Raw genomic sequence first — 13577 nt, 5'->3', positions numbered from 1 at the left:
GCCGCGGAGCTGGGAGCCGACCCGCAGCGCGTCGCCGTCGGCGGCGACAGCGCGGGGGGCAACCTGGCCGCGGTGGTCTGCCAGCATGCCCGCCGCGACGGCGTCCGCCCACCGGCGTTGCAGCTGCTCATCTACCCGGTCACCGATCTGAGCAGCGACACCAGGTCCAAGACGCTGTTCGCCGACGGCTACTTCCTCACCGCCCGCGACATGAACTGGTTCGCCGCGAACTACGTCGACGGCTCGTCGGTGACCGTCGACGATCCGGTGGTGTCGCCACTGCTGGCCGACGACCTGCGCGGGCTGCCCCCGGCGCTGGTTCTGACCGGCGGTTTCGACCCGCTGCGCGACGAGGGCAACCGCTACGCCGAGGCGCTGCGCGCCGCCGGGAACGCCGTCGAGCTGCGCGAGGAGAGCACGCTGGTGCACGGCTTCGTCAACTTCTTCCCGCTGGGCGGCGGCAGCGAGCGGGCCACCGCGGACATGATCTCGGCGCTGCGGGCGCATCTGCAGCACCCGTAGCACCCGGTGCACGCTGGGGCCCGCCGACCACCCGCCGGTACGCTGGGCCCGTGGCCACCAAACCCAAGAAGACGCCCCGCTACGACCTGAAGGCGGCCGATCGCAAGCGCAACCTGTTCATCCAGATCGGCCTGACCGGGATCGTGGTGGTGTTCGCCGTCGCGCTCGTGCTCTACATCGTGTCGTCGGCCGAGGACCGTCCCGGCTCCGGCGAGGCCAAGGCCGTCCGGTTGGCGTCGGACAGCCTGATCGTCAAGGAGGGCACCACCGAGCCCAAGGTGGTGCTGTCGCTCTACGAGGACTTCATGTGCCCGGCCTGCGGCGCGTTCGAGCAGGAGTTCGGGCCGACGGTCGGCAAGCTCATCGACAGCGGTGCGGTGGCCGCGGACTATTACACGGTGGCGATCCTCGACCGCGCCGGTGACGGCTACTCCTCGCGTGCCGGCAGCGCCGCGTACTGCGTGGCCGACGAGAACAAAGAGGCGTTCCAGCGTTTCCACGCGGCGCTGTTCACCCCGGGCATCCAGCCGCAGGAGAACAGCGGGGTCTACCCCGACGACAAGCAGCTGATCGAGTACGCCCGGCAGGCCGGCGTCACCGGCGGCGTGGCCGACTGCATCAACAAGGGCCGCTATGTCGAGATGGTCAAGGGCATGGCGGACGCGACGGACGTCAACGGCACGCCGACCATCCGCATCAACGGCGAAGACTTCCGGCTGGCCAACAACACCACGCCCGACGACCTGATCGCCGAGGTCAAGAAGATCGTCGGCGACATCCCGGCCCTCGACGGCCCCGCCCCCGGCCCCGTTCCCCCGCCGTCGTCATGACCGTCGCCGCGCCCAACGCCGTCGAACCGACCGAACCGGCCGCGGACACGCGGTCCGGGAGCCGCGTCCGGACGCCGAGCGCGGTGTGGGTGCTGATCGCCGGTGTCCTCGGCCTGGCGGCGGCGGTCACCCTGACGGTGGAGAAGGTCGAACTCCTCATCGACCCCAGCTACGTGCCGTCGTGCAGCCTGAACCCGGTGCTCTCGTGCGGTTCGGTGATGACCACGCCGCAGGCGTCGGCGTTCGGCTTCCCGAACTCGCTGATGGGCATCGTGGCGTTCACCGTGGTCCTGATGACCGGTGTGCTCGCCGTCGCCAAGGTGTCGCTGCCGCGCTGGTACTGGATGGGTCTTGCGGCCGGGACGCTGGCGGGCACCGTGTTCGTGCACTGGTTGATCTTCCAGAGCCTGTACCGGATCGGCGCGCTGTGCCCTTACTGCATGGTGGTGTGGGCGGTGACGATTCCGCTGCTGGTGGTGGTGTCGTCGATCGCGCTGCGGCCTGCGCAGGGCAACGCGTTCGCACGCGCTGTGCACCAGTGGCGATGGTCGCTCGTCGCGCTGTGGTTCACCGGGTTGATCCTGCTCATCCTCGAGCGGTTCTGGGACTACTGGTCCACCCTTCTCTGACCACCCCGGGACGTCGGGCCCGCGCGACGCGTTAAAGTAGCGCGTGATCTCGAAGGTGCTGGTCGCCAACCGTGGGGAAATAGCGATCCGGGCGTTTCGCGCGGCCTATGAGATGGGCATCGCGACGGTGGCGGTGTACCCGTACGAGGACCGCAATTCGCTGCACCGGCTGAAGGCCGACGAGTCCTACCAGATCGGCGAGGTCGGCCATCCGGTGCGCGCCTACCTGTCGGTCGACGAGATCATCCGGGTCGCCCGGCACGCCGGCGCCGACGCGGTCTATCCCGGCTACGGCTTCCTCTCGGAGAATCCCCAACTGGCCGCGGAGTGCGCCGAGGCCGGCATCACCTTCGTCGGGCCCGGCGCCGACATCCTGGAACTGACCGGCAACAAGTCGCGGGCGATCGAGGCGGCCCGGGCCGCCGGGCTGCCCGTGCTCTCTTCGTCGGCGCCGTCGGAGTCGGTCGAGGAGCTGCTGGCCGCCGCGGAGTCGATGGAGTTCCCGCTGTTCGTCAAGGCCGTTTCCGGCGGCGGCGGCCGCGGGATGCGGCGGGTCAGCGAACCGGGAGAGCTCCAGGAGGCCATCGAGGCGGCCAGCCGCGAGGCGGAGTCGGCGTTCGGTGACGCATCGGTGTACCTGGAGCAGGCGGTGCTGAACCCGCGCCACATCGAGGTGCAGATCCTGGCCGACCGCCACGGCGAGGTGATGCACCTGTTCGAGCGGGACTGCAGCGTGCAGCGCCGCCACCAGAAGGTGATCGAGCTGGCCCCGGCCCCGAACCTGCCCGCCGAGCTGCGGGAGAAGATCTGCGCCGACGCGGTGGCATTCGCCCGCGAGATCGGATACGCCTACGCGGGCACCGTGGAGTTCCTGCTCGACGAGCGCGGCAACCACGTGTTCATCGAGATGAATCCGCGCATCCAGGTGGAGCACACCGTCACCGAGGAGATCACCGATGTGGACCTCGTGGCCTCCCAGTTGCGCATCGCCGACGGCGAATCGCTGGCCGATCTCGGATTGAGTCAGGATGAACTGAGGACGCGCGCATTCGCCCTGCAGTGCCGGATCACCACCGAGGATCCAGCCAACGGCTTCCGGCCGGACACCGGCCGCATCACCGGTTACCGGTCGCCGGGCGGAGCGGGGATCCGCCTCGACGGCGGCACCGTGCTCGGCGCCGAGATCAGTGCGCACTTCGACTCGATGCTGGTCAAGCTGACATGCCGCGGCCGGGACTTCTCCACCGCGGTGGCCCGTGCGCGACGTGCGCTGGCGGAGTTCAGGATCCGCGGTGTATCGACCAACATCCCGTTCCTGCAGGCCGTGGTCAACGACGTGGACTTCCGCGCGGGCAGGGTCACCACGTCGTTCATCGACGAACGTCCCTACCTGCTGACCGCCCGCACCCCGGCCGACCGCGGCACCAAGATCCTCAACTACCTGGCCGACGTGACGGTCAACCAGCCGCACGGCCCGCGGCCGTCGGCGGTGTACCCCCAGGACAAGCTGCCCACCCTGGACCTCACGACGCCGGCGCCGGCAGGTAGCAAGCAGCGCCTCATGGAGCTGGGCCCGGAGGGCTTCGCGGCGTGGCTGCGTGACGAGCCCGCGGTCGGGGTCACCGACACCACCTTCCGCGACGCCCACCAGTCGCTGCTGGCCACCCGGGTGCGCAGCACCGGACTGCTGACGGTGGCGCCCTACGTGGCGCGGATGATGCCGCAGCTGCTGTCCATCGAGTGCTGGGGTGGCGCGACTTACGATGTGGCGCTGCGGTTCCTGAAGGAGGACCCGTGGGAGCGGCTGGCGGCGCTGCGTGAGGCGGTGCCCAACATCTGTCTGCAGATGCTGCTGCGCGGCCGCAACACCGTGGGGTACACGCCCTATCCGGAGACGGTGACGACGGCGTTCGTCGAGGAGGCCACCGCGACGGGCATCGACATCTACCGCATCTTCGACGCGCTGAACAACGTCGACTCGATGCGCCCCGCCATCGACGCCGTGCGCGCCAGCGGCAGCGCGGTCGCCGAGGTGGCGATGTCCTACACCGGCGACTGCGCCGATCCCCGTGAGGATCTCTACACGCTGGACTACTACCTGCGGCTGGCCGAGCAGATCGTCGAGGCGGGTGCACACGTACTGGCCATCAAGGACATGGCCGGGCTGCTGCGGCCGCACGCGGCCACCCTGCTGGTCGGCGCGCTGCGGTCCCGTTTCGACCTGCCGGTGCACGTGCACACCCACGACACCCCCGGCGGCCAGCTCGCCACCTACACCGCGGCCTGGGCCGCAGGCGCGTCGGCGGTCGACGGGGCCGCCGCGCCGCTGGCCGGCACCACCAGCCAGCCCGCACTCTCCTCGATCGTGGCCGCCGCCGCGCACACAGACCGCGACACCGGACTGGACCTGGGCGCGGTCTGCGACCTGGAGCCGTACTGGGAGGCGCTGCGAAAGGTGTACGCGCCGTTCGAGTCCGGCCTTCCCGCGCCGACCGGGCGGGTCTACCACCACGAGATCCCCGGCGGTCAGCTCTCCAATCTGCGTCAGCAGGCCATCGCGCTGGGGCTCGGCGACCGGTTCGAGGACATCGAGAACGCCTACGCGGGCGCCGACCGCATCCTCGGCCGCCTGGTCAAGGTCACGCCGTCGTCCAAGGTTGTCGGCGACCTGGCGCTGTCGCTGGTCGGCGCCGGTGCCGACGCCGACGAGTTCGCCGCCGACCCGGCCCGTTTCGACATCCCTGACAGCGTGATCGGCTTCCTGCGCGGCGAGTTGGGTGATCCGCCCGGCGGCTGGCCCGAACCGCTGCGCTCCACGGCACTGGCCGGGCGCGCCCCCGCCAAGCCCGTCACCGAACTGAGTCCGGAGGACGAGGCGGTGCTGGCCCAGCCCGGCCCGAAACGCCAGGCCGCACTCAACCGCCTGCTGTTCCCCGGCCCCACCAAGGAATTCGAGGCGCACCGCGAGGTCTACGGCGACACCTCCCGGCTGAGCGCCAACCAGTTCCTCTACGGTCTGCGCCAGGGTGAGGAGCACCGGGTGTACCTCGAGCGGGGTGTCGAACTGCTCATCGGCCTGGAGGCCGTCTCCGACGCCGACGAACGCGGCATGCGGACCGTGATGTGCATCCTCAACGGCCAGCTGCGCCCGGTTCTGGTGCGCGACAACAGCATCGCCAGCGAGGTGCCGACCGCCGAGAAGGCTGACCGCACCGACCCCGACCACGTCGCCGCCCCGTTCGCCGGCGTCGTGAACGTCACCGTCGCCGTCGGCGACGAGGTCAGCGCCGGCCAGACCATCGCCACGATCGAGGCGATGAAGATGGAGGCCGCCATCACCGCACCCAAGGACGGCAAGGTGGCGCGCATCGCGGTCGCCGACACCGCACAGGTCGAAGGCGGCGACCTCCTGGTCGTGGTCAGCTGACCCGCCTCATCGCCGGCGCGCTCGGCGGCCGCCGGATCACCGTTCCGCGCAGCGGCACCCGGCCCACCACCGACCGGGTCAGGGAGTCGTTGTTCAACGTGCTCACGGCCCGGCTCGACCTGGCCGGGCTGTCGGTGCTCGACCTGTACGCCGGATCCGGAGCCCTTGGGCTGGAGGCGATTTCGCGCGGTGCGTCGACCGTGACGTTCGTCGAGGCGGATCGGCGCGCGGCCGGGGTCATCGAGGGCAATCTCGCCGACCTCGGCGTGCGGAACGCGCACGTGCGCAAGACCGGTGTGGCCGCTGCGCTCGGCGGCGCGGCATCGCCGGTGGACCTGGTGCTGGCCGACCCGCCCTACGACATCGCCGAGGCGGAGATCGACGAGATGCTCGCGCTGCTCGACGCCGGCTGGACACGTGCCGGGACGGTGGTGGTGATCGAGCGCCGCGCATCGGCTGCGCCGACACGGTGGCCGGAGCACTGGACCCCGTGGCCGCAGCGGCGTTACGGCGACACCCGGCTGGACATCGCCGAGTCCTGAGCGGATTCAATCCCCGGTCGCTTCGCTCCTGCCCTCCGATTCAATCCCCGGTCGCTTCGCTCCTGCCCTCCGAGCCGCCCTGCTAGCGTCGTCACCCATGAGCGGCGCCATATGCCCCGGATCGTTCGACCCGGTCACGCTTGGTCACATCGACGTCTTCGAGCGGGCCGCCGCGCAGTTCGACGAGGTCGTCGTCGCCGTGCTCGGGAATCCGAACAAGAAGGGGCTGTTCAGCCCCGACGAGCGGATCGCGATGATCGAGGAGTCCACGACGCACCTGCCGAACCTGCGGGTGGAGTCCGGCTCCGGGCTGGTCGTCGACTTCGTCAAGGCGCGCGGGCTGACCGCGATCGTCAAGGGCCTGCGCACCGGCACCGACTTCGAGTACGAGCTGCAGATGGCCCAGATGAACAAGCATGTCGCCGGGGTGGACACCTTCTTCGTCGCGACCACGCCGCGCTACTCGTTCGTGTCGTCGTCGCTGGCCAAGGAGGTGGCGATGCTCGGCGGTGACGTCACCGAGCTGCTGCCCGAGGCGGTCAACCGCCGGCTGGCCGAAAGGCGGAGCGCGGCAGGCTGACTCGCCGCACCTAGTCGGGCGTCACCGTGGTGAGGCAGAACGGGTGGCCGACGGGGTCGAGCATCACGCGCCACAGTGCGGGGGCCTGCTGATGGGCAGCCTCACGGGCACCGAGGGCGACCGCCTGCGCGACGGCGTCGGTGATGTCGTCGACGGAGACGTCGAGATGCATCTGCTGGAGCTGCCCGGGCTCGGGCCAGGTCGGCGCGACGTAGTCGGCGACGCGCATGAACGCCAGCACCCCGGTGCCGTCGCTGATCGCGACGACACTGCCGTCGGGGGCCTCGACGAGACGGTGCATGCCGAGCAGTGCGGCGTAGAAATCGGCGAGGGCGGCCGGGTCGGGGCAGTCGATCGAGGTGGCGCCAAGGCGTCCCACCGGCGGACCAGGCGTCGTCATGGCGCACATCCTGCCACGGCCGCGGCGACGCAGATCACCGGCTCACGGCGGCCCTCGCACGGTTGACCTGGCCCGATGCGGGGTAGCCACGGTGTGGCGCACAGCCCATTGCGCCGCCCGAACCAGCCAGCAATACGGAGGTCACTGTCGTGGCTCAGACATTCGTGCAATCGACCGACGACGTCGTCGCGTTTCTCAAGGACCAGCACAACCTCATCAAGGACATGTTCGATGACGTGCTGTACGCGTCGGAGACCAAGGCCAGGGAGAAGGCGTTCACCGAACTGCGCCAACTCCTCGCGGTGCACGAGACCGCCGAGGAGATGGTGGTGCACCCCAGGGTCCGTCGCGAGGTGGACAGCGGGGACCTCATCGTCGACGCCCGCCTGCGCGAGGAACACGTCGCCAAGGAGCACCTGTCCGCCCTGGAGGCGATGGACATCGGCTCCCAGGAGTTCCTCGACGAACTCGTGCTGTTCCGTGCGTCCGTGCTCGACCATGCCGAACGCGAGGAGACCGAGGAGTTCAACAAGCTGCAGCGCGAACTGGACCCCGCCGATCTCAAGCGGATGGCCGCGGGAGTCCTGGCCGCGCAGGCGATCGCCCCCACCCGGCCACATCCCGGGGTCGAGTCGGCGAAACTGAACTTCGCGGTCGGCCCGTTCGCCTCGATGCTGGACCGGGCGCGCGACGCGATCGCCGCGGCGATGCGCTGAGCGGCACGCACCAGCGCCCGGCCTGCGGGTTCGGCCGGCCGTGCGCTGGTGCATGCTGCATTGCATGCTGAAAATGTGCCGGGTGCGACACACCGACCGTGCTGCAGAGTCACAGCGGTAACACCAGGCACACTAGTAACAACTTACTTCGCCTGGAGGGTGTTGCCGTGTACCGAGTTTTTGAGGCGCTCGACGAACTGGGCGCAATCGTGGAAGAAGCGCGCGGCGTGCCGATGACCGCGGGGTGTGTGGTGCCCCGCGGAGACGTCCTCGAGCTGATCGACGACATCAAGGACGCCATCCCCGGTGAGCTCGACGACGCGCAGGACGTGCTCGACGCCCGCGACTCACTGCTGCGCGACGCCAAGGAGCACTCCGAGGGCATGGTGGCGTCGTCACGCGCCGAGGCGGACTCGATGCTCAACCATGCGCGCGGCGAGGCCGACCGCCTGCTCGCCGACGCCAAGGCCCAGGCAGACCGGATGGTCGCCGAGGCACGCCAGCACAGCGAGCGGATGGTCGGCGAGGCGCGCGAAGAGGCGGCGCGGGTCAGCGCCACCGCCAAGCGCGAGTACGACGCCGCCACCGGCCGCGCCAAGGCGGAGGCCGACCGCCTGATCGAGAACGGCAACATCTCCTACGAGAAGGCCGTCCAGGAAGGCATCAAGGAGCAGCAGCGGCTGGTGTCGCAGACCGAGATCGTCGCCACCGCGAACGCCGAGGCCACCCGCCTGGTCGACACCGCGCACGCCGAGGCGGACCGGCTCCGCGGGGAGTGCGACATCTACGTCGACAGCAAGCTCGCCGAGTTCGAGGAGTTCCTCAACGGCACGCTGCGCTCCGTCGGTCGCGGCCGCCACCAGCTGCGCACTGCGGCCGGGACGCACGACTACGTCACCAGGTAGCCCCGGGGCCGCGCCCGTCCGGCAGCCGCGATCCCGCGGCGGCCGCCTTGAGCAGCGCCGTAACATCGCACACATGGCTACGCAGCGGAGAGCGCGACACCGTGCAACACCTTCGCCGCTCGTGCTCGACCTGTCCACGCTGGGCCGGCGACCGGGCTCGATGCTCACGGTCCGCGAGACGATCCCCAGTCCGTTGCGGATCGGCCTCGACCTCGTCGCGGTGGAGAAGGACGCCCCGCTCGAGCTCGACCTGCGGATCGAGTCCGTGTCGGAGGGTGTGCTGGTCACCGGCACCGTCTCGGCGCCGACCGCCGGCGAGTGCGGACGCTGCCTGACCCCGATCACCGGCCACGTCGACATCGACCTGACCGAGCTGTTCGCCTATCCCGACAGCGCCACCGACGAGACCACGGACGCCGACGAGATCGGCCGGGTGGGCTCGAGCGGTCAGGCCGACACCGTCGACCTCGAGCAGCCGGTCATCGACGCCATCGGTCTCGCACTGCCGTTCGCCCCGCTGTGCGGGCCGGACTGCGAAGGGCTGTGCGCCGAATGCGGCGTCCGGTTGGCCGAAGCCGAGCCGGACCATCACCACGAACAGCTCGACCCACGCTGGGCGAAACTGGCGGCGCTGCTGCCCGACGAGGCGCCCCGCGAACCGGGGGACGATTCGTGACCGACCGCGCGCCGCTGCTCGAGGCGCTGGGGGTGGACCTGCCCCCTGAACTGCTCACCATCGCCCTGACCCACCGCAGCTACTCCTACGAGAACGGCGGCCTGCCGACCAACGAGCGCCTGGAGTTCCTCGGCGACGCCGTGCTCGGCCTGACCGTCACCGAGGAGCTCTACCACCGCCACCCCGACCGCTCAGAAGGCGACCTCGCCAAGCTGCGCGCCAGCATCGTCAACACACACGCACTCGCCGACGTCGGCCGCAATCTCAGCGCCGACGGGCTGGGCGCCTACCTGCTGCTCGGCAAGGGCGAGGAGCACTCCGGCGGCGCCGACAAGTCGAGCATCCTGGCCGACGGCGTCGAATCACTGCTCGGCGCCATCTATGTCGAGCACGGGCTGGCGACCGCGCGGGAGGTGATCCTGCGGCTGTTCGCCGAATTGATCACCACCGCACCGACGTTGGGCGCCGGGCTGGACTGGAAGAGCAGCCTGCAGGAGCTCACCGTGGCCCGGAGCATGGGCGCGCCGTCCTACGTGGTCACCTCGACGGGCCCGGACCACGACAAGGAATTCACCGCCACCGTCGTCGTCGCGGACATCGAGTACGGCAGGGGAGTGGGACGCACCAAGAAGGAGGCCGAGCTCAGGGCCGCCGCAGCGGCTTGGAATGCGTTGTCGGCCACGGGTGTCGATGCCTGAACTACCCGAGGTCGAGGTCGTCCGGCGTGGCCTTGACGCCCATGTCACGGGCCGGACCATCACCGCGGTGCGGGTCCACCACCCTCGCGCGGTCCGGCGTCACGGCGCAGGCCCCGCCGACCTGACCGGCCGACTGCTCGACGCGCACGTCGCCGGAACCGGCCGGCGGGGGAAGTACCTGTGGCTCACGCTCGACGACGGTGACACGGCACTGGTCGTCCACCTCGGCATGAGTGGTCAGATGCTCCTCGGACCCGTGGCCAACGAGAACCACCTGCGCATCGCCGCACTGCTCGACGACGGCACCGCGCTGAGTTTCGTCGATCAGCGCACCTTCGGGGGCTGGCAGCTGGCCGACATGGTGACCGTGGACGGCACCGACGTCCCGATGCCGGTGGCGCATCTCGCCCGCGATCCGCTCGATCCGCGCTTCGACCGCGACGGGGTGGTGACGGTGTTGCGCCGCAAGCACTCCGAGATCAAGCGCCAGCTGCTCGACCAGACGGTGGTGTCGGGGATCGGCAACATCTACGCCGACGAGGCGCTGTGGCGGGCGAAGATCAACGGCACCCGCCTGGCGTCGGCGCTGACCCGTCGGCAGCTGACCGAACTGCTCGACGCCGCCGCCGAGGTGATGACCGACGCCCTCGGCCAGGGCGGCACGTCATTCGACTCGCTGTACGTCAACGTCAACGGCGAATCGGGGTACTTCGACCGGTCGCTGGACGCCTACGGCCGCGAGGGCGAGCCGTGCCGGCGCTGTGGTGCGGTGATGCGGCGGGAGAAGTTCATGAACCGCTCGTCGTTCTACTGTCCGCGATGCCAGGCCCGGCCCCGCGTGCGGCGGTCCTGACCTAGCGGGGCATCTCCGGGAAGCCCGGCGCCGCGGTCATGCAGACCTTCCAGTCGTCGCCTTCCTTGGCGAAGTGCACTTCCTCTTTCTGGGTGCCGGTCTCCACCTGTGCGGTCGCCGCGTCACCGTCGACCTGGATGTCGGAGATCTCCGCGGTCTCCGTCGACGAGCCGGGATCGCCCGGGACGTCGAGGTCGCCCAGGTCACCGAGGTCGCCGAGATCACCGAACGACTCGAACAGTTCTCGGTCGCCGGCGCAGAAATAGCTCTGCAGTGCGGCTTCGAAGTCACTGCTGGCATTGATGTCGTCGAACAGCTGACGGATCGCGGCTTCGTCATCCGATTCGGCCGACGTGCCCCCACCGCTCGCCGAGGAATTGCCACTGTCGCCGGAGCCGGCCACCAGCGCGATGACGACGACCAGCGCGATGACCAGTGCGACGCCGATTCCGCCGAACAGCAACCACTTTCCCCGTCCGGAGCCGGGCGGCTGCGGGGCCGGCCCCCAGCCGGGCGGCGGGTAGCCACCCTGGTAGCCGGCGGGCGGATACGGCGCGCCCTCGTAGCCGTACTGCTGGGGCTGGCCGTACTGCGGTTGGCCGTACTGGGGCTGGCCGTACGGGGTTTGGCCGTACTGCTCGGACGGCGGCCCGTACTGCTGCGGCTGTCCGTATTGCTGAGGCTGTCCGTACTGCGGTGCCGGCGGACCGTACTGCGGTGCCGGCGGACCGTACTCGGGTCCCGGACCGTACGGTCCCTGCGGCGCGCCGTACTGAGGTGGTCCGTAGGCGCCCTGCGGGGACCACTGACCCTGATTCGGATCGGGCGGCGTGGGTGGCACGTGGGTCATGGGTTGCTCCTGAGGCAGTCGCGACGACCGTAACACCGGGACGCCCTGCGGGCAGGCAGTCACCGCGGTGCCGGGCGCCCGCGAGGGCGGGGAATTCCGGTGGCCGCCACGTTGTAGAAAGAGACCATGACGGAACTGTGGGTGCAGCGTACGGGCGTGCGTCGGTACACCGGGCGGAGCTCACGCGGCGCGGAGGTGCTCGTCGGCAGCGACGACGTCGACGGCGTGTTCACACCGGGCGAGCTCATGAAGATCGCCCTCGCGGCCTGCAGCGGAATGTCGAGCGACCAGCCGCTGCGGCGGCGCCTCGGCGACGACTACGCCGCGACGATCCGGGTGTCCGGGGTGGCCGACCGCGAGCAGGAGCGCTACCCGCTACTCGAGGAGAAGCTCGAGGTGGACCTGTCCGGGCTGTCCGAGCAGGACCGTGCCCGGCTGCTCACCGTCGTCGAGCGGGCGATCGATCAGGTGTGCACGGTGGGCCGGACGCTCAAGTCGGGCACCACGGTGACCTTCGAGGTCGACGCTGGGACCGGCGATGCCGCACGACGCTGACGTCCGGCTGACCGCGTGGGTGCACGGCCGCGTGCAGGGCGTCGGCTTCCGGTGGTGGACAAGGTCGCGGGCACTGGAACTCGGGCTCACCGGGTTCGCCGCCAACAAGTCCGACGGGAGGGTGCAGGTGGTCGCCCAAGGCCCCCGGGACGCCTGCGAGCGGCTGCTCGACCTGTTGCAGGGGGAGAACACCCCCGGCTCGGTCACCACCGTCGTCGCCGACTGGTCCGACGCCGGCGAGCCGATCACGGGGTTTCGGGAGCGTTAGCCGCGGCGGTCAGTAGTCTGGCACGTCATGCATCTCAAGAGTCTGACGCTGAAGGGCTTCAAGTCCTTCGCATCGCCGACGACTCTTCGCTTCGAACCGGGCATCACCTGCGTCGTCGGGCCCAACGGGTCGGGCAAGTCCAACGTGGTGGACGCGCTGACCTGGGTGATGGGCGAGCAGGGCGCCAAGACGTTGCGCGGCGGCAAGATGGAGGACGTCATCTTCGCCGGCACGTCGTCGCGCGCGCCGCTGGGCCGCGCCGAGGTGACGCTGACCATCGACAACTCCGACAACGCGCTGCCCATCGAGTACTCCGAGGTGTCGATCACCCGCCGGATGTTCCGCGACGGCGCCGGTGAATACGAGATCAACGGCAGCAGTTGCCGATTGATGGATGTCCAGGAGCTGCTCTCCGACTCGGGCATCGGCCGGGAGATGCACGTCATCGTCGGGCAGGGCAAGCTCTCGGAGATCCTGGAGTCCCGGCCCGAGGAACGCCGGGCGTTCATCGAGGAAGCCGCGGGCGTGCTCAAGCACCGCAAGCGCAAGGAGAAGGCGGTCCGCAAGCTCGACTCCATGTCGGCCAACCTGGCGCGCCTCAGCGACCTCACCACCGAACTGCGCCGCCAGCTCAAACCGCTGGGGCGGCAGGCCGAGATGGCCCGTCGCGCGCAGACCATCCAGGCCGACCTGCGTGACGCCCGGCTGCGGTTGGCGGCCGACGACCTGGTGACCCGCAAGACCGAGTTCGACAACACCGATCAGGCCGAGACGACGCTGCGCCGCGAGCACGACGAGATCACCACCCGGCTGGAGGCCGCGACCGCTGAGCTCGACGGCCACGAGGCGGCGGTGGCGTCGCTGTCGGAACGCGCCGAGGGCGCCCAGCAGACGTGGTTCCGGCTGTCGGCGCTCGCCGAGCGGGTCGGCGCGACCGTCCGCATCGCCAGCGAGCGGGCCCAGCTGCTCGAGTCCGAGCCCGAGCCGTCGACCGGCCGGGATCCCGAGGAGCTCGAGGCCGAGGCCGACGAAATGGCCGCGCGGGAGGCGCAACTGCTCGGCGAGCTGGAGGAGTCACGGCGGCGCCTCGAGGAGGCCCGCGCCGAACAGTCCGAGAAGGACCGGA

16 protein-coding genes are annotated in these 13577 nt (G+C 70.2%); 14 read left to right on the top strand and 2 right to left on the bottom strand.

The annotated features are described in order from the left end of the window. The 6 genes from Q2100_RS23580 to coaD form a co-directional block, all read left to right on the top strand. Positions 1-522, top strand: a 522-nt coding sequence (locus Q2100_RS23580) for an alpha/beta hydrolase (protein ID WP_302916001.1), incomplete at its 5' end; no start/stop codon positions are given. Between the two features lie 50 nt (positions 523-572). Further along, positions 573-1352 (top strand): DsbA family protein, encoded by a 780-nt coding sequence (locus Q2100_RS23575; protein ID WP_302916000.1) that lies wholly within the window; start codon positions 573-575, stop codon positions 1350-1352. Beyond that, positions 1349-1981 carry a vitamin K epoxide reductase family protein gene (locus Q2100_RS23570; RefSeq protein WP_302915999.1) on the top strand — a complete coding sequence of 211 codons (633 nt, stop codon included), beginning with the start codon at positions 1349-1351 and terminating at the stop codon, positions 1979-1981. Before Q2100_RS23575 ends, Q2100_RS23570 begins: the two co-directional genes overlap by 4 nt. Before the next feature lie 43 nt (positions 1982-2024). Continuing rightward, positions 2025-5408 carry a pyruvate carboxylase gene (locus Q2100_RS23565; RefSeq protein ID WP_302915998.1) on the top strand — a complete coding sequence of 1128 codons (3384 nt, stop codon included), beginning with the start codon at positions 2025-2027 and terminating at the stop codon, positions 5406-5408. After that, on the top strand, positions 5405-5950 hold the full coding sequence (gene rsmD / locus Q2100_RS23560; RefSeq protein WP_302916002.1) for a 16S rRNA (guanine(966)-N(2))-methyltransferase RsmD: 546 nt from the start codon (positions 5405-5407) through the stop codon (positions 5948-5950). Before Q2100_RS23565 ends, rsmD begins: the two co-directional genes overlap by 4 nt. 97 nt (positions 5951-6047) lie before the next feature. After that, entirely contained in the window at positions 6048-6530 is a 483-nt protein-coding gene (gene coaD / locus Q2100_RS23555; protein WP_302915997.1) for a pantetheine-phosphate adenylyltransferase, read from the top strand. Positions 6531-6540: 10 nt separating this feature from the next. On the opposite strand, the gene Q2100_RS23550 is transcribed toward coaD, so the two are convergent. Beyond that, entirely contained in the window at positions 6541-6930 is a 390-nt protein-coding gene (locus Q2100_RS23550; protein WP_302915996.1) for a VOC family protein, read from the bottom strand. Between the two features lie 149 nt (positions 6931-7079). On the opposite strand from Q2100_RS23550, the gene Q2100_RS23545 reads away from it, so the two are divergent. From Q2100_RS23545 to mutM, 5 genes are all read left to right on the top strand, one after another. Further along, complete coding sequence (locus tag Q2100_RS23545; protein WP_269895022.1) at positions 7080-7646, top strand: hemerythrin domain-containing protein; 567 nt, start codon at positions 7080-7082, stop codon at positions 7644-7646. Between the two features lie 167 nt (positions 7647-7813). Continuing rightward, on the top strand, positions 7814-8551 hold the full coding sequence (gene sepIVA / locus Q2100_RS23540) for a cell division protein SepIVA (RefSeq protein WP_264011737.1): 738 nt from the start codon (positions 7814-7816) through the stop codon (positions 8549-8551). A gap of 73 nt (positions 8552-8624) precedes the next feature. Continuing rightward, on the top strand, positions 8625-9227 hold the full coding sequence (locus Q2100_RS23535) for a YceD family protein (protein ID WP_264011736.1): 603 nt from the start codon (positions 8625-8627) through the stop codon (positions 9225-9227). Next, the gene (gene rnc, locus Q2100_RS23530; protein WP_264011735.1) at positions 9224-9925 is read left to right on the top strand and encodes a ribonuclease III; all 702 of its coding nucleotides are present in this window, start codon (positions 9224-9226) and stop codon (positions 9923-9925) included. The genes Q2100_RS23535 and rnc overlap by 4 nt, the downstream gene beginning before the upstream one ends. Beyond that, a complete protein-coding gene (gene mutM / locus Q2100_RS23525) occupies positions 9918-10778 on the top strand; it encodes a DNA-formamidopyrimidine glycosylase (protein ID WP_264011734.1) in 861 nt (286 codons plus the stop codon). The genes rnc and mutM overlap by 8 nt, the downstream gene beginning before the upstream one ends. Before the next feature lies 1 nt (position 10779). Here the strand turns inward: mutM and Q2100_RS23520 are convergent, their stop codons facing one another. Next, on the bottom strand, positions 10780-11628 hold the full coding sequence (locus Q2100_RS23520) for an Rv0361 family membrane protein (protein ID WP_302915995.1): 849 nt from the start codon (positions 11626-11628) through the stop codon (positions 10780-10782). Positions 11629-11754: 126 nt separating this feature from the next. Between Q2100_RS23520 and Q2100_RS23515 the strand changes: the two genes are divergently transcribed. The 3 genes from Q2100_RS23515 to Q2100_RS23505 all read left to right on the top strand — a co-directional run. Continuing rightward, entirely contained in the window at positions 11755-12183 is a 429-nt protein-coding gene (locus tag Q2100_RS23515) for an OsmC family protein (RefSeq protein ID WP_302915994.1), read from the top strand. Further along, positions 12167-12451 (top strand): acylphosphatase, encoded by a 285-nt coding sequence (locus Q2100_RS23510; RefSeq protein WP_302915993.1) that lies wholly within the window; start codon positions 12167-12169, stop codon positions 12449-12451. Before Q2100_RS23515 ends, Q2100_RS23510 begins: the two co-directional genes overlap by 17 nt. Positions 12452-12478: 27 nt before the next feature. Next, on the top strand, positions 12479-13577 hold a 1099-nt coding region (locus Q2100_RS23505; protein WP_302915992.1), incomplete at its 3' end, for a chromosome segregation SMC family protein.

The sequence above is a fragment of the Mycolicibacterium arseniciresistens genome (genome assembly GCF_030519285.1).
GTDB lineage: Bacteria > Actinomycetota > Actinomycetes > Mycobacteriales > Mycobacteriaceae > Mycobacterium > Mycobacterium arseniciresistens.
The sequence above is the reverse complement of the archived record's forward strand: the minus strand, read 5'-3'. Positions and strand labels throughout refer to the sequence as shown.

Bases quoted from the DNA above. Each gene is read 5' to 3' on its own strand.
- Q2100_RS23570 (WP_302915999.1), top strand. From the start codon at position 1,349: ATGACCGTCGCCGCGCCCAACGCCGTCGAACCGACCGAACCGGCCGCG.
- coaD (WP_302915997.1), top strand. From the start codon at position 6,048: ATGAGCGGCGCCATATGCCCCGGATCGTTCGACCCGGTCACGCTTGGT.
- Q2100_RS23550 (WP_302915996.1), bottom strand. From the start codon at position 6,930: ATGACGACGCCTGGTCCGCCGGTGGGACGCCTTGGCGCCACCTCGATC.
- Q2100_RS23535 (WP_264011736.1), top strand. From the start codon at position 8,625: ATGGCTACGCAGCGGAGAGCGCGACACCGTGCAACACCTTCGCCGCTC.
- mutM (WP_264011734.1), top strand. From the start codon at position 9,918: ATGCCTGAACTACCCGAGGTCGAGGTCGTCCGGCGTGGCCTTGACGCC.
- Q2100_RS23520 (WP_302915995.1), bottom strand. From the start codon at position 11,628: ATGACCCACGTGCCACCCACGCCGCCCGATCCGAATCAGGGTCAGTGG.
- Q2100_RS23515 (WP_302915994.1), top strand. From the start codon at position 11,755: ATGACGGAACTGTGGGTGCAGCGTACGGGCGTGCGTCGGTACACCGGG.
- Q2100_RS23510 (WP_302915993.1), top strand. From the start codon at position 12,167: ATGCCGCACGACGCTGACGTCCGGCTGACCGCGTGGGTGCACGGCCGC.